17 protein-coding genes are annotated in these 17,226 nt (G+C 70.8%); 12 read left to right on the plus strand and 5 right to left on the minus strand.

Annotated elements, in window-relative coordinates; translation table 11 throughout:
- Window positions 1-25 precede the first annotated feature (25 nt).
- Window positions 26-931 (minus strand): class I SAM-dependent methyltransferase, encoded by a 906-nt coding sequence (locus ACSQ4M_RS34400; protein ID WP_436193829.1) that lies wholly within the window; start codon window positions 929-931, stop codon window positions 26-28.
- 32 nt (window positions 932-963) lie between these two features.
- On the opposite strand from ACSQ4M_RS34400, the gene ACSQ4M_RS34405 reads away from it, so the two are divergent.
- Entirely contained in the window at window positions 964-1,674 is a 711-nt protein-coding gene (locus ACSQ4M_RS34405; RefSeq protein WP_436193830.1) for a ComF family protein, read from the plus strand.
- 18 nt (window positions 1,675-1,692) lie between these two features.
- Window positions 1,693-2,172 (plus strand): tRNA (uridine(34)/cytosine(34)/5-carboxymethylaminomethyluridine(34)-2'-O)-methyltransferase TrmL, encoded by a 480-nt coding sequence (gene trmL / locus ACSQ4M_RS34410; protein WP_436193831.1) that lies wholly within the window; start codon window positions 1,693-1,695, stop codon window positions 2,170-2,172.
- Here the strand turns inward: trmL and ACSQ4M_RS34415 are convergent.
- On the minus strand, window positions 2,163-2,618 hold the full coding sequence (locus ACSQ4M_RS34415; protein ID WP_436193832.1) for a MaoC family dehydratase: 456 nt from the start codon (window positions 2,616-2,618) through the stop codon (window positions 2,163-2,165). The two genes, trmL and ACSQ4M_RS34415, sit on opposite strands and share 10 nt — an antisense overlap.
- Window positions 2,619-2,645: 27 nt before the next feature.
- Complete coding sequence (locus ACSQ4M_RS34420; RefSeq protein ID WP_436193833.1) at window positions 2,646-3,266, minus strand: AAA family ATPase; 621 nt, start codon at window positions 3,264-3,266, stop codon at window positions 2,646-2,648.
- A 79-nt stretch (window positions 3,267-3,345) separates the two neighbouring features.
- Here ACSQ4M_RS34420 and ACSQ4M_RS34425 point away from each other — a divergent pair, with 79 nt between their 5' ends.
- Together ACSQ4M_RS34425 and kefC are read left to right on the plus strand one after the other, a co-directional pair.
- Entirely contained in the window at window positions 3,346-3,942 is a 597-nt protein-coding gene (locus tag ACSQ4M_RS34425; RefSeq protein ID WP_436193834.1) for an NAD(P)H-dependent oxidoreductase, read from the plus strand.
- A gap of 7 nt (window positions 3,943-3,949) precedes the next feature.
- The gene (gene kefC, locus ACSQ4M_RS34430; protein ID WP_436193835.1) at window positions 3,950-5,767 is read left to right on the plus strand and encodes a glutathione-regulated potassium-efflux system protein KefC; all 1,818 of its coding nucleotides are present in this window, start codon (window positions 3,950-3,952) and stop codon (window positions 5,765-5,767) included.
- Between the two features lie 16 nt (window positions 5,768-5,783).
- On the opposite strand, the gene ACSQ4M_RS34435 is transcribed toward kefC, so the two are convergent.
- A complete protein-coding gene (locus ACSQ4M_RS34435; protein ID WP_436193836.1) occupies window positions 5,784-6,539 on the minus strand; it encodes a sulfite exporter TauE/SafE family protein in 756 nt (251 codons plus the stop codon).
- 75 nt (window positions 6,540-6,614) lie between these two features.
- Between ACSQ4M_RS34435 and ACSQ4M_RS34440 the strand changes: the two genes are divergently transcribed.
- From ACSQ4M_RS34440 to ACSQ4M_RS34470, 7 genes are all read left to right on the plus strand, one after another.
- On the plus strand, window positions 6,615-6,770 hold the full coding sequence (locus ACSQ4M_RS34440) for a hypothetical protein (RefSeq protein ID WP_436193837.1): 156 nt from the start codon (window positions 6,615-6,617) through the stop codon (window positions 6,768-6,770).
- Between the two features lie 155 nt (window positions 6,771-6,925).
- The gene (locus ACSQ4M_RS34445; RefSeq protein ID WP_436193838.1) at window positions 6,926-8,125 is read left to right on the plus strand and encodes an ABC transporter substrate-binding protein; all 1,200 of its coding nucleotides are present in this window, start codon (window positions 6,926-6,928) and stop codon (window positions 8,123-8,125) included.
- A 70-nt stretch (window positions 8,126-8,195) separates the two neighbouring features.
- The gene (locus ACSQ4M_RS34450; RefSeq protein WP_436193839.1) at window positions 8,196-9,116 is read left to right on the plus strand and encodes a branched-chain amino acid ABC transporter permease; all 921 of its coding nucleotides are present in this window, start codon (window positions 8,196-8,198) and stop codon (window positions 9,114-9,116) included.
- The gene (locus tag ACSQ4M_RS34455; protein WP_436193840.1) at window positions 9,116-10,930 is read left to right on the plus strand and encodes a branched-chain amino acid ABC transporter ATP-binding protein/permease; all 1,815 of its coding nucleotides are present in this window, start codon (window positions 9,116-9,118) and stop codon (window positions 10,928-10,930) included. Before ACSQ4M_RS34450 ends, ACSQ4M_RS34455 begins: the two co-directional genes overlap by 1 nt.
- Window positions 10,923-11,645 carry an ABC transporter ATP-binding protein gene (locus tag ACSQ4M_RS34460; protein ID WP_436193841.1) on the plus strand — a complete coding sequence of 241 codons (723 nt, stop codon included), beginning with the start codon at window positions 10,923-10,925 and terminating at the stop codon, window positions 11,643-11,645. The genes ACSQ4M_RS34455 and ACSQ4M_RS34460 overlap by 8 nt, the downstream gene beginning before the upstream one ends.
- Window positions 11,645-13,264, plus strand: a complete 1,620-nt coding sequence (locus ACSQ4M_RS34465; RefSeq protein ID WP_436193842.1) for a GMC family oxidoreductase — start codon at window positions 11,645-11,647, stop codon at window positions 13,262-13,264. Before ACSQ4M_RS34460 ends, ACSQ4M_RS34465 begins: the two co-directional genes overlap by 1 nt.
- Window positions 13,261-14,877 (plus strand): AMP-binding protein, encoded by a 1,617-nt coding sequence (locus ACSQ4M_RS34470; RefSeq protein WP_436193843.1) that lies wholly within the window; start codon window positions 13,261-13,263, stop codon window positions 14,875-14,877. Before ACSQ4M_RS34465 ends, ACSQ4M_RS34470 begins: the two co-directional genes overlap by 4 nt.
- On the opposite strand, the gene ACSQ4M_RS34475 is transcribed toward ACSQ4M_RS34470, so the two are convergent.
- The gene (locus tag ACSQ4M_RS34475) at window positions 14,861-16,168 is read right to left on the minus strand and encodes an MFS transporter (RefSeq protein ID WP_436193844.1); all 1,308 of its coding nucleotides are present in this window, start codon (window positions 16,166-16,168) and stop codon (window positions 14,861-14,863) included. The genes ACSQ4M_RS34470 and ACSQ4M_RS34475 overlap by 17 nt on opposite strands.
- Before the next feature lie 86 nt (window positions 16,169-16,254).
- Here ACSQ4M_RS34475 and ACSQ4M_RS34480 point away from each other — a divergent pair, with 86 nt between their 5' ends.
- Window positions 16,255-17,223 carry a LysR substrate-binding domain-containing protein gene (locus ACSQ4M_RS34480; RefSeq protein WP_436193845.1) on the plus strand — a complete coding sequence of 323 codons (969 nt, stop codon included), beginning with the start codon at window positions 16,255-16,257 and terminating at the stop codon, window positions 17,221-17,223.
- Window positions 17,224-17,226 lie beyond the last annotated feature (3 nt).

Below are 17,226 nucleotides of genomic sequence, written 5' to 3' on the forward strand. Positions count from 1 at the left end.
CCGCTGCCGGACACCCGAAAGACCTTCACTGGCCCTCGCCTTTGCCATGGCGCAACAGGCCGCGCATGTCCTCCAGAGAAACCGCGCTCTGCGCCGCCACCGGCACCCGCGCCGCGGGGCGGAATGCGTGGCCGTAGACGATCTCGAAGGTCAGCGTCAGGCGGCCCTGCTCGGCCGGGTCGGCCAGCTGCCGCGCGAGTTCGGCGCGCAGCTGCGCATGCCATTTGCGGCCCCGCAACGCGCCGAAGCGCCCGGGATGCAGGTTGCGGCCCAGCCCACGCAGGTCTTCGAGCAGCTTGTCGGGCGTGGCGTAGGTCAGGCGGATGCGCTCCATGTCCATGATCGGCTCGGCGAAACCGGCCTGCACCAGCATGTCGCCCCAGTCGTGCATGTCGGTGAAGGCATGGCCGGGCGGCGGCCAGCCCAGGGCGGCATAGACGCGGCGCAACTCCAGCAGCGAATCGGGGCCGAGGCAGGAGAACATCAGGAAGCCGTCGACCGCGAGCGCGCGGTGCCAGTCGGCGATCAGCGCCTGCGGATCGGCCACCTGGTGCAGCAGCATGTTGGACCAGACCATCTGCACGCTGCCGGCCGGAGGCATGCCGGCGTGCTGGGCCGCGGCGCTCCAGCGGCCGGGCTTCCACCAGGCCTCGACGCTGGCGTCGAGCACCTGCCGGGCCAGGGTGGGCACAGACTCCACGACCCAGTTTTCGGCGCCCAGATAGCGCTTGCGCAGCTCGGCATGGACCGCCATGCCGCCGCGCAGCGCCTGCCAATGGGCCCACGACGTGGGGCTGCGCTTGATCCATTGCAGGCGCTCGGCCATGCGGCGCGCCACCTCGTCGTGCAGCCAGGGCGCGGACTGGACCGGCTGCTGCGCCCAACGCGCGGCGGCCACGGGGGCGATGGTGGGGGGACGGTGCTGGCTCATGGCGATGCGCGACGAGTATATTGAGCCGCACCATGCTGCGCCGCGGGCTCGCCTCCCTGCTCTCGCGCCTGCCGAGCCAGTGCGCGGTGTGCCACAGCTGGCAGGACCAGCCGCTGTGCGAAGCCTGCATCCAGCGCTTCGCCCAACCGCAGCCGCGCTGCCGGACCTGCGCCCTGCCCCTCACCGGGGGCGCCCTGCAATGTGGCGCCTGCCTGCGCCACCCGCCGCCGCTGGACGCCTGCCTCTGCGCGGTGGACTACGCCTACCCCTGGGCCGATTGCATCGCCCGGTTCAAGTTCCGCGCGCAGCCGGGCTGGGCCGGCGCCCTGGCCGAGCTGCTGCGCCACACGCCCTGGGTGGAGCCGGCGCTGGAACGCTGCACGCTCGTGTTGCCCATGCCGCTGTCGGCCCCGCGCTTGCGCCAGCGCGGCTTCAACCAGGCGCTGGAACTGGCCCGCCGGCTCGCGCCCGACAAGACCGACGCCCGCCTGCTGCTGCGCATCCGCGACACGGCGCCGCAGCTGGACCTGAGCGCAGCGCAACGCCGGCACAACGTGCGCGGCGCCTTCGCGCTGGAACCGCTGCGCGCAGGCCGCGTGCGCGGAGCCGATGCCGTGCTCGTGGACGACGTGATGACCAGCGGCGCCTCGCTGTTCGCGGCGGCCGAGGTGCTGCGCGCGGCCGGCGCGGCGCGCCTCACCGCACTGGTGCTGGCACGCACGCCTACGCCTGTGGAGCACTGACACACGGACAATGGCCCCATGTTCCACATCGTCCTGGTCGCCCCCGAAATCCCGCCCAACACGGGCAACGTCATCCGGCTCGCGGCCAACACCGGCTGCACGCTGCACCTGGTGGAGCCGCTGGGCTTTTCGATGGACGACAAGCACATGCGCCGCGCCGGGCTGGACTACCACGAGTACGCCGAGTTGCGCCTGCACAAGGACTGGGCCGCCCTGCTGGCGCGAGAGCAACCGCCGCTCGAGCGCATGTTCGCGATGACCACGCGCGGCTCGCGCAGCACGCACAGCCTCACGTTCCAGGCCGGCGACTGGTTCGTGTTCGGTTCGGAGACCAGCGGCCTGCCGCCGGCCTTGCGCGACAGCTTTCCGCTGGACCAGCGCCTGCGCCTGCCGATGCGCCCCGGCCAGCGCAGCCTGAACCTGTCGAACGCCGTGGCGGTCACGGTGTTCGAGGCCTGGCGCCAGTGCGGCTTTGGAGGCGCTGCGGATCAGACGTAGCGCCGCACGATGGACTCGGCCACGCAGGCCGGCTTGGCCGCACCTTCGAGTTCCACCGTCACCTCCCAGACCTGCTGCACGCCGCCGCCCGACACCGGCTCGCTGCTGACCAGCTTCAGGTGCCCGCGTACCCGGCTGTCCGCCGGCACGGGCGTGATGAAGCGCACCTTGTTGAGCCCGTAGTTCACGCCCATGCGCGTGCCCTCGACCTTCACGGCGCTGGCGAACAACAACGGCAGCAGCGACAGCGTCAGGTAGCCGTGCGCGATCGGCGCGCCGAACGGGCCGGACTTGGCGCGCTCCGGATCGACGTGGATCCACTGGTGGTCGCCCGTGGCCTCGGCGAACAGGTCGATCTGCTTTTGCGTGACCGTGGTCCATTCGCTGGTGGCGATGTCCTGCCCGACCAGGGCCGTCAGTTCGTCCAGGGTGCTGAAGGTCTTCATCTGCGTTGTCTTCCTCGTTGTTGAAATTCAGGGGGCATCCAGCCAGCGGCACAGGTCCTGCCACTGCTCCAGATCCTTCTCGACACGCTGCGGCGCCACGTCGAACAGCGTGAGCCCGCGCGCGGCCAGATGCACGTAGTTCTGCGTGTTGCGCAGCTCGCCCAGCACCGGCAGGTTCAGGCTGGCGATGTAGGCGCGCAGCTTGTCGGCCGCCAGCGTGCGCGCGTCCACGCGCATGCCCACCAGGCCGATGGCCATCTTGCCGGCATGCCGGTGCTCGGCCACCTTGTCCAGAAAATCGCGCGTGGCGAAGATGTCGAACACGCTGGGCTGCAGGGGCACGACCAGCTTGTCGGCCATCTTCATCACGTCGCTGAAGCGCCAGCCGTGCAGCCCGCCCGGCGTGTCCAGCACCACGTGCGTCGTGCCCTTGGGCGGGCGCACGATCATGTCCGACGTCATCTCCCAGGTGCCGATGGGCCGTGCCTGCGCAGGCCGCAGCCCCAGCCACAGGCGCGAGGACTGCTGGCGGTCGGCATCGCCCAGCATCACCGCATGGCCCTGCGACGCGAAGTAGCCGGCGATGTTGGTGGCCAGCGTCGACTTCCCGACACCGCCCTTGGGGTTGGCAACGACCACGACCGGCATGCGCGCTCCTCTTGTGTCCGCGGACTCGGCTCCGCTCGGGTATGTTACCCACCCCCGACTTGCGCATTCTTTCGACAACATGCAAGGCATCTACCTCATCGCCGCCCACCCGGCCTGGCGCGAATCGCGCGTCAACCGCCGCCTGCGCGACGTCGCGCAGGCCCTGGCCGGAGAACTGCCGCTGGACATCCAGGACCTGTACGGCAGCTATCCCGACTACCACATCGATGTCGCGGCCGAGCAGGCGCGCGTCGACCGCGCCCGGCTGCTGGTGCTGCTGCACCCGATCCAGTGGTACAGCATGCCGGCCCTGCAAAAGCTCTGGTTCGACGAGGTGCTGACCTACGGCTGGGCCTTCGGCCCGGCCACGTCCGAGGCCGGCTCGCACGAGCAGGCGCCCGCCGGCACGCCCGGCACCGCGCTGCGCGGCAAGGACTGCTGGCTCGTCACCACCACGGGCGGCCCGGCAGAGTCGTACAGCGCCGAGAGCTACAACGGCCATCCGTTCGACGCCTACCTACCGCCCTACCGCCAGACCGCCGCGCTGTGCGGCATGCGCTTCCTGCCGCCGCTGGTGCTGCACGGCGCCCACGGCGCGAGCCGGCAGGACATCGACGCACATGCCGAGGCCTTCGCCGAACGCCTGCGCAGCTACCCGCACTGGGCCCAAGGCTGAGACCGCCATGGAACACGCACCCGCCTGGCTGTCCAACAGCTTCATCTACCTGGCCGCGGCCGTGCTGGCCGTGCCGATCTCGCGCGCGCTGGGCCTGGGCGCCATCCTGGGCTACCTGGCCGCCGGCATGGCCATCGGCCCCTGGGGCCTGGCGCTCGTGCCCAATGTGCAGGACGTGCTGCACTTCGCCGAATTCGGCGTGGTGCTGATGCTGTTCCTGGTCGGCCTGGAACTGGAGCCGCGCCGGCTCTGGAGCCTGCGCCGGCCCATCTTCGGCGGCGGCACGGCCCAGGTCGCGGTCTGCGCGCTGGCCATCTACGCGGTCGCGCTGGCCTGCGGCATCGGCTGGAAGACCGCGCTCGTCGCCGCGCTGGGCCTGGCGCTGTCGTCCACGGCGATCGCGCTGCAGGTGCTGGGCGAGCGCAACCTGCTCGGCACGCGCAGCGGCCAGGCCGGCTTTTCCATCCTGCTGTTCCAGGACGTGGCGGCCATCCCCATCCTCGCGCTGCTGCCGCTGCTGGGCGTGGCCGACCAGGGGGCCGACGACGGCTCCGCCGCGCTGCAGGCGCTGCGCACGGTCGCCGTCATCGCCGGCATCGTGCTGGGCGGCCGGCTGCTGCTGCGCCCGGTGCTGCGCTGGATCGCACGCAGCCGCACGGCCGAGATCTTCACCGCCGCCGCGCTGCTGCTGGTGGTGGGCATCGCCTACCTCATGCACAGCGTGGGCCTGTCGATGGCGCTGGGCGCCTTCCTGGCCGGCGTGCTGCTGGCCGAGAGCGAGTACCGGCGCGAGCTGGAGGCCGACATCGAGCCCTTCAAGGGCCTGCTGCTGGGCCTGTTCTTCATCGCCGTGGGCATGAGCATCGACTTCGGCGTGCTCTGGCGCGCGCCGGGCACCATGGCGCTGATCGTGCTGGGCTTCCTGTCCATCAAGCTGGCCGTGATCTACGGCCTGTCTGCCGCCATGCGCCTGCCCGCGCCCGAGCGGCCCGTGTTCACGCTGCTGCTGGCCCAGGGCGGCGAGTTCGCCTTCGTGGTGTTCCAGGCCGGCGTGGGCGCGCGTGTGCTGGCGCCGGACACGGCCTCGCTGCTGACCGGCGCCGTCGCGCTGTCCATGCTGCTGAGCCCGCTGCTGCTGGTGCTGGCCGACCGTTACTGGCTGCCGCGCTTCAACCGCAGCAGCGCAAGCCCCGCCGAGACCATCGCCGAACCCCAGGCGGCGCCCATCATCATCGCGGGCTTCGGCCGCTACGGGCAGATCGTCGGCCGCGCGCTGTTCGCCCAGGGCCTGCAGTGCACGGTGCTGGAGCACGACGCCGACATGATCGAGGCCATCCGCCCGTTCGGTTTCCGCGTGTTCTACGGCGATGCCACCCGGCTGGACGTGCTGCGCGTGGCGGGCGCCGATCGGGCCCGCGTGCTGGTGCTGGCCGTGGACGACGTGGCGCAGAGCCTGCGCGTCGCAGCCCTCGTGCGCGAACACTTCCCGCAGCTGGAGATCGTCGCGCGGGCGCGCGACGTGCCGCACTGGAACGCGCTGCGCGACCTGGGCGTGCAGCGCGTGGAGCGCGAACTGTTCGAGTCCAGCCTGCGCAGCGCGCGCAATGTGCTGGAGGTGCTGGGCGCGCCGCCGCACGAGGCGCGCCACAGCGTGATGCGCTTTCGCGACCACAACCTGGCGCTGTTCGAGCGCATGCACCCGCACCACCAGGACCGCGCCCGCAGCATCGCCGTGGCGCGCGAGGGCCGGCGCGAGCTGGAAGAGCAGCTCGCACGCGAACGCGAGGAGCGCGCCCAGCGCCGCCCGACCGGCTGGCGCGACTGACCCCCGCCGCGCAGGATCAGCGCAGCCCGTCCCACAGCAGCTTGAGGCCGGTCAGCAGCATGCCGATGTTGATGAGCCGGTAGAACAGCGACGCCGGAATGCGCCGCGCGATGCGCACACCGGCCCACACGCCCAGCGGCGCGAACGGCAGCAGCAGCAACGAGGTGGCCAGGTTGCGCGCATCGAACAGGCCGAGCCAGGTGTACGGCACCCACTTCGAGAGGTTGATGCAGAAGAAGAACACGGCCATCGTGGCCGCGAATTGCACGGGCGCGAGACGCAACGGGATCACGTAGGCGTTCAGCGGCGGCCCGCCCGTGTGCGAGACGAAGCTCGTGAAGCCCGACACCGTGGCCAGCAGCCGGCCGGCCCAGCGCGGTGGCGGCGGGCTGTCGGCACGCGGCGGGAACAGCCAGCGCTGCGCCAGGAACAGCAGCGTGAACACGCCGACCAGCGTGGACACCGTGCGCCCGTCGAGCACGCGGAACAGCGCCGTGCCGACCAGGGTGCCGAGCAGCCCGAACGGGATCAGCAGCCACAGCAGCGCCTTGTCGATGTCGCGCCGGAACGCGGCGACGCTCAGGATGTCGGTCAGCAGCAGCACCGGCATCAGCAAGGCAGCGGCCTGCGGCACCGGGATGGCCAAGGCCATCAGCGGCACGGCCAGCGAGCCCAGCCCGGCGCCGAAGCCGCTCTTGGACAGCCCCATCAGCAGCGTCGCCGGGATGGCCGTGGCATAAAACGCCCAGCCGGTGATCAGGGGCCAGTCCATGGCGGGTGGTATGGTTTTCCGGTTGACACAAAAAAAAGCCGGCGCAGTGTAGGCCGGGCCAGGAGGCGAGCGCAGATGCAAGAGAGCCGAGCCGGGCCGCCCGACCGCACCCCCTTCATCCACATCCCGGCCGGCTTCATCAAGGTCGGCCACGGCCCCCGCTACACCTGGCCCTTCAAGACCATGGCGAGCGCCGAGAAGGCGGCTGAACTCATCCCGCAAGAGACCTGAGCCATCAGGGTTCACCCCGGCCGCCCGCCGCCGCTGTCCCGGCAAACTGTACCCACATCGACAGATACAGTTCCCCTACAGTGGGGCCGCTGCACCGGGCCGACAGAAGCGCCGGACCGCCCCATCCCCCAGTCCATCCCCAAGGAGACACACCCATGCCATCGGTCCACCGTTTCGCCAAGCTCGCCGTCGTCGGCGCCATTGCCGGGTCCCTGTGGGCCGGCGCCGCCTATGCCCAGGACATCAAGATCGGCTACACGGCCGACCAGTCCGCCAGCGGCGTGGCCGAACTGGGCATCGCGGGCCGCTGGGGCTTCGAGGCGGCCATCGAGGACATCAACAAGGCCGGCGGCATCATGGGCCGCAAGGTCGTCGGCGTGATCCGCGACGACCAGGGCACGCCGCCCAAGGCGATCCAGAACATGACCGAGCTGATCGACGCCGAGAAGGTGCAGGCCGTCGTCGGCCCGGCCAACTCGGGCAACGCACTGGCCTGGCTGCACCTTCCGCAGCAGAAGAAGATCCCGGTCGTCGTGCCCATCGGCACCGCCACCGAGATCACCAACCGCTACGCCAAGGAGCCGCAGAACTATTTGTTCCGCGTGTCCATGGTCGACCGAGAGCAGGTGGCGCTGCTGGGCGCCTACGCCATCAAGGCATCGAAAGACAAGAAGATCGCCATCCTGGCCGACTCCACGGGTTACGGCCAGGGTGGCATCAAGGACGCCACCGACATCCTGGCGCTGCACGGCGTGACGCCCGTGGCGACCGAGAAGTACGGCCCCAAGGACACCGACATCACCTCGCAGCTGTCCAAGATCAAGGCCGCCGGCGCCGACACCGTGATCATCTACGGCATCGCCGACGGCACGGCCCAGGTGCTGCGCAGCATGGAGAAGATCAACTACATGCCGGTCACGCTGGGCACCTGGGGCAACCTGTCCTCACTGCTGCCCAAGATGGCGGGCGAGAAGCTGTCCGAGCATCTGATCCTGGCCGCGTCCACCACCGAGGACACCAATGCCAAGACCAAGGCCCTGGGCGAGCGCGTGCGCAAGAACTTCCCCACGCTGACCACCTTCCCGTGCTCGGCCCAGGCCTACGACTCGGTGATGCTGATCGCCGCCGCCATGAAGCTGGCCAACAGCACGGACGGAGAGAAGGTCGCCGCGGCGCTGGAGAACGTGACCGGCGTGGAGGGCGTGATCAAGACCTACAACAAGCCCTTCACCAAGACCGCGCACGAAGGCCTGTCGGTGGCCGACTTCTACCTGGCCCGCTGGAAAAACGGCGCGCCGGTGCGCTACGAAGACCAGTTCACCAAGGCGCTGACGCCGGCCGACCTGAAGAAGTAAGCCCTTCTCGGCGGCAATGCCCACGCCAGCCGGCGTGGGCCATTTTTTTCGTGGTTCTGGAAAGGTGGACATGGGCGCGTCACTCCTGCAAGCGGTCTTCAGCGGCCTGGCGCTGGGCAGCATCTATGCGCTGGTCGCGCTGGGCTTCAACATCACCCACAACACGACCAAGACCTTCAACTTCGGCCAGGGCGAGTTCCTGGTGGCCGGCGCCTACGTGGCCGTCTCGGCCGTGCTGCTGCTGGCCGGCAAGCCGATCAGCGGCGCGCTCTCCGAGATCGAGGTCACGCCGGGCCGCTACCTCGCGGCCCTGGCCATCTCCATCGTGGTGCTGGGCGCCTTGGGCGTGCTGCTCTACCACGCGGCTGTCAAGCCCTTCGTGGGCCGCGGCGGGATGGCCTGGGTCATGAGCACCATCGGCTTCGGCATCATCATCCAGAACACCGCACTCGCCATCTGGGGCCCGGCACCGCTGGTCATGCCCTCGCCGCTGGGCAACGCGGTGATCCGCATCGGCGGCGCCGGCGTGCTGCCGCAGGAGATCCTGGTGCTGGTGTCCAGCATCCTGGTCATGGTCTGCCTGGACTTCGTGATGCGCAAGACCGGGATCGGCAAGGCCGTGCGCGCCGTGGCGCACAGCGGCCCGGCCGCCACGCTGATGGGCATCAACGTCTCGGCCATCGTGGTGCTGGCCTTCGTCATCAGCTCGGCGCTGGCCGGCCTGGCGGGTCTGCTCATCGCGCCGATCACCACGGCCTCCGTCTTCATGGGGCTCACGCTGGCGCTCAAGGCCTTCTCGGCCGCCATCGTGGGCGGCCTCAACAACGCGCGCGGCTGCATGCTGGGCGGCTTTCTGCTCGGGCTGATCGAGGCCCTGGTCGGGCTGTGGCAGGCCGAGCTGCGCGAGATCAGCATCTTCATGCTGATCATCCTGGTGCTGGTCTTGAAACCGGAAGGCCTGCTCGGCCGCCGTGTGGTGGAGAAGGTCTGATGGCGCAAGGCAAAGGACATGCCATCGGCGTGGCAATCGCCGTCGCCGCCGTGGCGCTGGCGCCGGTGCTGGTCACCAACGGCTTCTACCTCAAGGTGCTGTTCCTGATCGGCGTGAACTACCTGGCCGCCGCCGGGCTCAACGTGCTGGTCGGCCACACCGGCCAGAAATCGCTGGGCCATGCGGGGCTGTTCGCGGTGGGCGCCTACACCGCCGCGCTGCTGACCGCGCGGCTGGGTTGGAACCCCTGGCTGGCCTTCGTGGCGGCCGGCGCCATGGCCGGGCTGTTCGGCGTGCTGATCGCGCTGCCGGCGCTGCGCGTGCGCGGCCCGGCGCTGGCCATGGTCACCATCGGCTTCGGCATCGTGGTCGAGAAGGTGGTCTCGGAATGGCAGGACGTGTTCGGCGGCCAGGCCGGCATCTATGGCGTGGTGCCGCCCTCCATCGGCGGCAGCGCGCTGAACGACAGCCAGTGGGTGTGGTTCGTCGGCGCACTGGCCATCGCCGCGCACCTGAGCATCCGCGCGCTGCTGAACGGCAAGTACGGCCGCGCGTTCATGGCCGTCAACACGGCCGAGGTGGCGGCCGAGAGCGTGGGCGTGTCGGTCTACAGGTTCAAGGTGCTGGCCTTCGTGATCAGCGCCGTGACCTGCGGTCTGGCCGGCGCGCTGATCGCGCAGCAGAACCAGTACATCAACTCGGACTTCATCAACTTCAGCCTGTCGATCTTTTTCCTGCTGATCGTGCTGTTCGGCGGCAGTTCGGTGTACGGACCGCTGGTGGGCGCGGTGGTGCTGACGCTGCTAGACGCCTTCCTCGCGCGCTGGCCGACGGCCCAGCACTTCACCTACGGCGCGCTGCTGCTGTTCGCGTTGTACGCCATGCCCGACGGGCTGTCGGGCGCGCTCGGCCGGCTCGCGAAGAAGCTGGTGCCGGCGCTGGCGCGGCGGCCCGTGCTGCCTGCGCCCACCAGCGGCTGGAAGCTGCGCGCCACCGAACGGCTGGCTGCGGACAAACCACTGCTGCAAACGCGCGCCGTCTACAAGGCCTACGGCGGCGTGGTGCCCACGAACAACATCGACATGGAGATCCGGACCGGCCACATCCATTCGCTGATCGGGCCGAACGGCGCGGGCAAGACCACGCTGCTCAACATCCTGTCGGGCATCGTGCCGCCCGACCGCGGCAGCATCGAGTTCGCGGGCCAGAGCATCGTGAACATGGTGCCCAACCGCATCTGCGCCATCGGCCTGGGCCGCACCTTCCAGAACTTGAAGCTGTTCAGCGACATGTCGGTGCTGGACAACGTGAAGGTCGGCCTGCACCGCCACATGCGTGCGGGCTTCTGGTCCTGCCTGTTGGGACTGCCCGCCGCACGGCGCGAGGAGCAGGCCGCGCGCGACGAGGCGCTGCAGATCCTCGATTTCCTGGGCCTTCTGGACAAGGCCGACGAGGTGGCCGGCAGCCTGCCCTACGGCCTGCAGCGCCGGCTGGAGCTGGCCCGCGCACTCGCCACCCACCCGCACCTGCTGCTGCTGGACGAGCCGGCCGCCGGCCTGAACCCGCAGGAGACGCAGGACCTGGTCGGCGTGATCGCGAAGATCCGCGACCTGGGCGTCACCGTGCTGCTGATCGAACACCACATGGACCTGGTCATGGCAATTTCCGACCACGTGATCGTGCTGGACTACGGCGAGAAGATCGCCGAGGGCAAGCCGGCCGACGTGCAGAACAACCCGCGCGTGATCGCGGCCTACCTGGGCACCGACGAGCCCGACGAGGACGACCTGGAACTGGAGGCCAGCCATGGCTGAGCCGCTGCTCCAGATCGACGCCCTCGAAGTGCGCTACGGCGCCATCGAGGCGCTCAAGGGCATCTCGCTCGAGGTGCAGGCCGGCGAGGTCGTGACCATCATCGGCGGCAACGGCGCCGGCAAGAGCACGCTCATGAAGGCGGTCTCGGGCCTGGAGCCGGCCTTCGCGGGCAGCATCCGCTTCGCAGGCAAAGACATCACGCGCGTGCCGGGCCACCAGCGGGTGGCACTGGGCATCGCGCAGTCGCCCGAGGGGCGCCAGGTGTTCGCCGACCAGAGCGTGCGCGACAACCTCATGCTGGGCGCCTACCACCGCACGGCATCCAAGGCCGAGATCGAGGCCGACATCGACGCGCAGTTCGCGGCCTTCCCGCGGCTGCGCGAACGCCAGGACCAGATGGCCGGCACCATGTCGGGTGGCGAGCAGCAGATGCTGGCCATCGCGCGCGCGCTGATGGCCCGGCCCAAGCTGCTGCTGCTGGACGAGCCCTCGCTCGGCCTGGCGCCGCTGATCGTGAAGGAGATCTTCGGCATCATCCGCGGCCTCAAGACCCAGGGTGTGACCATCCTGCTCGTGGAGCAGATGGCCAACCAGGCCCTGGCCGTGGCCGAGCGCGGGTATGTGCTGGAGACGGGCCGCATCACGCTGCAGGGCGAAGGCCGGGCGCTGCGGCGCGACCCGCAGGTGCGGGCGGCCTACCTGGGCAAGCATTGATGGACACCTTCGACTACGTGATCGTCGGCAGCGGCGCAGCCGGTGCCATCCTCGCCGCGCGGCTGGGCGAAGACCCCACCCGCAGCATCTGCGTGCTCGAAGCCGGCCCGCGCGACTGGCACCCCTGGCTGCATGTGCCGGCCGGCTTCATCAAGGTGCTGTTCAACCCCGACTTCACCTGGCAGTTCAGCTCCGAGCCCACGGACTGGACCGGCGGGCGCCGCGTGCCGCTGCCGCAGGGCCGCACGGCCGGCGGTTCCACCGCCATCAACGGCCTGGTCTACAACCGCGGCCAGGCCGAGGACTACGACGGCTGGGCCGCCCAGGGCAACCCGGGCTGGAGCCATGCAGACCTGCTGCCCTACTTCCAGCGCAGCGAGCGCCGCATCGGCCCGGGCGACGACGCGCTGCGCGGACGCCGTGGCCCCGTGGCCGTGACCGACATCGACTGGAAGCACCCGGTCTGCGAGGCCTTCCTCGACGGCGCGCAAGAGCTGGGCCTGCCGCGCAACCCCGACTACAACGGCGCCACGCAGGCCGGCGTGGGTTACTTCCAGCGCACCATCCACCACGGCCTGCGCCAGGGCACGGCACCGACCTTCCTGACCCCGGCCGTCAAGCGCGGCAACGTGACGCTGCGCAGCAACGCCCAGGCGACCGGCATCCTGTTCGACGGACTGCGCGCAACGGGCGTGCGTTACCGGCGTGGCGGCGTTCACGGCCGCGCCGAGGTGGTGCGTGCGCGGCGTGAAGTCATCGTCTGCGCCGGCGCCGTCAACACGCCCAAGCTGCTGCAGCTGTCGGGCATCGGCCCGGCCGAGTGGCTGCAACGCGCGGGCATCCCGGTGCACCATGCGCTGCCGGGCGTGGGCCAGCACCTCAAGGACCATTTCTCGGTGCGCCTGGTCGCACGTGCGAAGAACGCCGTGACGATCAACGAACTCGCGCGGGCGCCCAGGCTGTGGCACCAGGTCGCGCGCTGGCTGGCCGGCCAGCCCAGCATCCTCGCGCTGAGCCCCTCGCTCGCGCACTTCTTCTGGCAGTCGCGGCCCGGCCTGGCGCGGCCCGACCTGCAAGGCGTGTTCGCGCCGGCCAGCTACCGCGCGGGTTACGTGGGCATGCTGGACGACTACCCCGGCATGACCTGCGGCGTCTGGCAGCACCGGCCGCAGAGCAGCGGCTGGGTGCGGCTGGCGTCGAGCGACCCGTTTGCCGCCCCCATCGTGCAGCCCAACTACCTGGCCCACGCCGAAGACCGCCGCGTGCTGCTGGACGGCGTGCGGCTGGCGCGCAAGCTGTTGCAGACGAACGCGCTCGCGCCCTACGTGGCTTCGGAGACCATGCCCGGCCCGGAAGTACAGGCCGACGACGAACTGCTGGATTACGTGCGGCGCTACGGTGTCTCGTCCTACCACCTCAACGGCACGGCGCGCATGGGCCCGGCCGGCGACGCCATGGCCGTGGTCGATGCCCAACTGCGCGTGCACGGCCTGCAGGGCCTGCGCGTGGCCGATGCCTCCGTCATGCCCGAGATCCCCTCGGCCAACACCTGCGCCGCCGCGATGATGATCGGCGAGAAGGCGGCCGACCTCGTGCGCGCCCACCCCCTGCAACCATGATCGACATCGTCCAGCACCCCACGCTGCACCAGGCCCTGGCCGCCGCGGCCCAGGCCTATGGCGCCAACAGCCTGCTCGCCATTCCCGCGAATCCAGAGCGCGGCTACCTGCCCGAAGGCCTGGAGCTGAGCTTCGCGCAGATGCACGCCGAAGTGGTCGCGCTGGCCGCGCGCTATGCAGCGGCCGGCTACGGCCATGGCCACCGCGTCGCGCTGTTCCTGGAGAACCGGCCCGAGCACCTGCTGCACAAGCTGGCGCTGAACAGCCTCGGGACCTGCTGCGTGCCCGTGAACCCCGACTACCGTCCGCGCGAGCTGGCCTACCTCATCGACCATGCGCGCGTGGACCTCGTCGTGGTGCTGGGCACCCGCATCGATGCGCTGCGCGCCGCGCTGGCCGAATCCAGCCACCAGGCAGCGTTCGCCACGCCCGACTCCGCGCTGCCGCCGGCTGCGCGCGACCCGCTGCCGGGCCAGGTGCACGGCGACACGCCGGCCAGCATCCTCTACACCTCGGGCACGACGGGGCGGCCCAAGGGCTGCATCCTGTCGCACCGCTACGAGCTGGCGTCTGGCCATGCCTACGCCACGCGCGGCGGCCTGGCGACCTTCGGCGAAGGCACGGACCGCATCTACAACCCGCTGCCGCTGTTCCATGTCAACGCCTCGGTGGTCTCGTTCCCGGGCGCGCTGCTCACGGGCAACTGCCAGGTGCAGACCGACCGCTTCCAGCCATCACGCTGGTGGACCGAGGTGCGCGAGAGCCGCGCCACCGTCGTGCACTACCTGGGCGTCATCGTGCAGATGCTGTGGGGCCAGCCGCCCGGCCCGCAGGACCGCGACCATGCCGTGCGCTTCGCCTACGGCGCCGGCGTGGAGCCCCAGTTGCACGCGGCCTTCGAGCAGCGCTTCGGCTTCCCGCTGATCGAGCTCTGGGGCATGACCGAGATGGTGCGCATCCTGACCGACAACCATGCGCCACGGCAGATCGGCACGCGCGCCTTCGGTCGCCCGCAACCCGACATCGCCGTGCGCGTGGTCGACGACGCCGACCGCGACGTGGTCGGCGAGACGCCCGGCGAGATGGTGATCCGCCACAGCGCCGCCACGCCGCGCCAGGATTTCTTCTCGGGCTACCTCGACGACCCGGCCGCCACAGAGGCCGCCTGGCGCGGCGGCTGGTTCCACACCGGCGACATCGTGTGGCGCGATGCCACAGGCATGCTGCACTTCGTGGACCGGCGCAAGAACATCGTGCGCCGCTCGGGCGAGAACATCGCCGCGGCCGAGGTCGAGGCCACGCTGCTGACCCACCCTTGGGTCGAACAGGTGGCCGTGATGGCCCTGCCCGATGCGGTGCGCGAGGAGGAGGTTCTGGCCTGCATCGTGCTCAAGCCCGGCCAGCAGCGCGACGAGGCCACGGCACGCGCGCTGTTCGAGCACTGCAACGCCGAGCTGGCCTACTACAAGGCGCCGGGCTGGGTCTGGTTCGCCGACGCGATCCCGACCACGGCCACGCAGAAGATCCAGAAGCACAGCCTGTTCCCGGCCGGCACCGACCCGCGCAGCCTGCCGGGCATGCTGGACCTGCGCGGTCTCAAGAAGCGGCGCTGAGCCGCGCCCGGCGCGGCACGAGCAGCCCCATCGCCAGCACGGCGCAGGCAGCCGCGGCCAGCCACACCAGCGCCCAGCCCTGTGCCGAGAGCAGGTGCGGAATCGCCAGCGGCACGAGAAAGCAGGCGACGAACACCGCCGTGTTGGCCATGCCCAGTGCGGTGCCGGCCCGCTGCGCCCCTGCCAGGGTCGCGAGCTCGGTGTAGGCCACGCCATGCCAGGCCGACACGCAGATGCCGCCCACGGCCAGCAAGACCATGAGCCCCCATGCGCTGGCCGGAGCGGACGCCAGGCCGGCGCCGCGTTCACCGGCGAAGCTGGCCACAGCCAGCCCCACGAACAGCATGGTGGTGAGCCAGCAGCAGGCACGCAGGTAGGCCGGGCGGTTGCGGCGCCGGTCGGTCCAGCGCCCGCTCCAGATGCGTGTCCCCATGGCGCCCACCTGCACCAGCGCCATGGCCACCGCGATGCGGGCCAGGTCCAGTTGCGCGAGGTCGTGCAGGAAGACCGTGCCGAAGGACAGCACCGCGAACTGCGGCGCGCACAGGATGCCGATGCCGGCGGCGATCCGCCAGACGCGGGCGTCGCGCAAGGGGCCGCCGCGTCCCGGGTCCTGCGCGCCGGTGCCCGCGCGGCGCATCGTTCCCGGCACCTGCGCCGGCTCGCGGATCCACCAGGCCGCGAGCAGGGCCGCCCCCAGGCACAGCGCCGCGAGCGTCGCGTACACGGCCGCGAAGCCACCGTGCCGCGCCAGCGCCGTCAGCAGCGGCGCGCCGACGGCGCCGCCCAGCGGCACGGCCGTCTGGCGGATGCTCATCGCGAAACCACGCTCGCGCTCGCCGAACCAGCCCATGACCGCGCGGCCACTGGCGCTGTTCACGCTGCCCCCCATGAGCCCCACGAGGACCAGCCCGCCGGCCAGCCAGCCCAGGGCCGGCACCTGGCCCGCGGACGGCGCCGCCCACAGCGCCATCGCGCCCAGCGCGCCGGCGGTGCCGGCCAGCCCCAGCAGCAGCACCGGCCGGTCGCCCCAGCGGTCGGTCAACAGGCCCCAGGGCAGCTCGCTGAGCGCGATGCCCAGGCCCATGAGCCCCAGCACCAGGCCCAGCGTGGCGTTGTCCAGCCGGTAGCCCGCGCGCATCAGCACGGCCGTCATCGGAATGCCGCTGAAGGCCACGGAAAAGGCCGCATTGGCCACGACGCCGGCCGCCAGCACCTTCCAGCGGTGGCTGGGCGGCGGGGCATCGGCGGCGCAGGCGGCACGCGGCAGGCAGGAGAGCGCAGAGGTCATGCGGCGCAGTGTGGTCTTCACCATTCATTTTGAAAATCAGAAAATTCAAGACGCACAATCCACATTTTTGGGACGATGGAGCCACCATGGGACGCGTGCTGTACGACCTGGACGTGCTGCGCAGCTTTTGCACCGGGGTCGAGCTGGGCAGCTTCGCGCGGGCCGCCGACAAGCTGGGACGCTCCACCTCGGCCATCAGTGCGCAGCTCAAGAAGCTCGAGGCCCAGTGCGGGACGCCCTTGCTGCGCAAGTCGGGGCGCGGCCTGGTGCTGACCGATGCCGGCGAGACGCTGAGGAACTATGCGCACCGCCTGCTCGAGCTCAACGACCAGGCCCATGCGGCCGTAACGGCCAGCGAGCTGCGCGGCCTGGTGCGGCTGGGCCTGCAGGAGGACCTGGGCGAAAGCGTGCTGCCCGCCGTGCTCGGGCGCTTTGCGCGCGCACACCCCCAGGTGCGCATCGAGGCCAGCGTGGCGCGCAGCGACGAACTGCGCAAACGCTTCGCGCTGGGCCAGTTCGACCTGGCGCTGCTGTGGGACGTCGGCATGGACCCGGACTGCGCCCAGGGCACCCGCGTGATGCGGCTGCCGCTGCGCTGGATCGGGTCCGCCGCACCCCAGCACGCCGAGACCGGCTGGTGGCAGCAGCTTGCAGGCGATGCGCCGGCAGACCAGCCCCTGCCCCTGGTGCTGCTGGACGCGCCCTGCCCCCTGCGCGGCCTGGTCACGGCCGCGCTGGACCAGCAGGGCAGGGCCTGGCGCCATGCCTTCGACAGCGGCAGCCTGACCGCCGTGTGGGCCGCGACGGCGGCGGGCCTGGGCCTGTCGGTGCGCACGCCGTTCGGCCTGCCGGCCCACGTGCGGGTGCTGGACGCGGACGCGCTCGGCCTGCCGGCCCTGCCCGCCATGGACCTGGTGCTGGGCCGCGCCAGCACGGTCGACAACGTGCCTGTGGAACGGCTGGCCAGCATCCTGGTCGACGCCGTGCGCGAGCACATGCAGCTGCTGCAAGCCGGCGCGGCCGTGCCGCTGCTGCCGCAGGAGACAGGGCCTTGACGC

The sequence above is a fragment of the Pseudorhodoferax sp. LjRoot39 genome, assembly GCF_964253035.1.
Classification (GTDB): domain Bacteria; phylum Pseudomonadota; class Gammaproteobacteria; order Burkholderiales; family Burkholderiaceae_C; genus Pseudorhodoferax.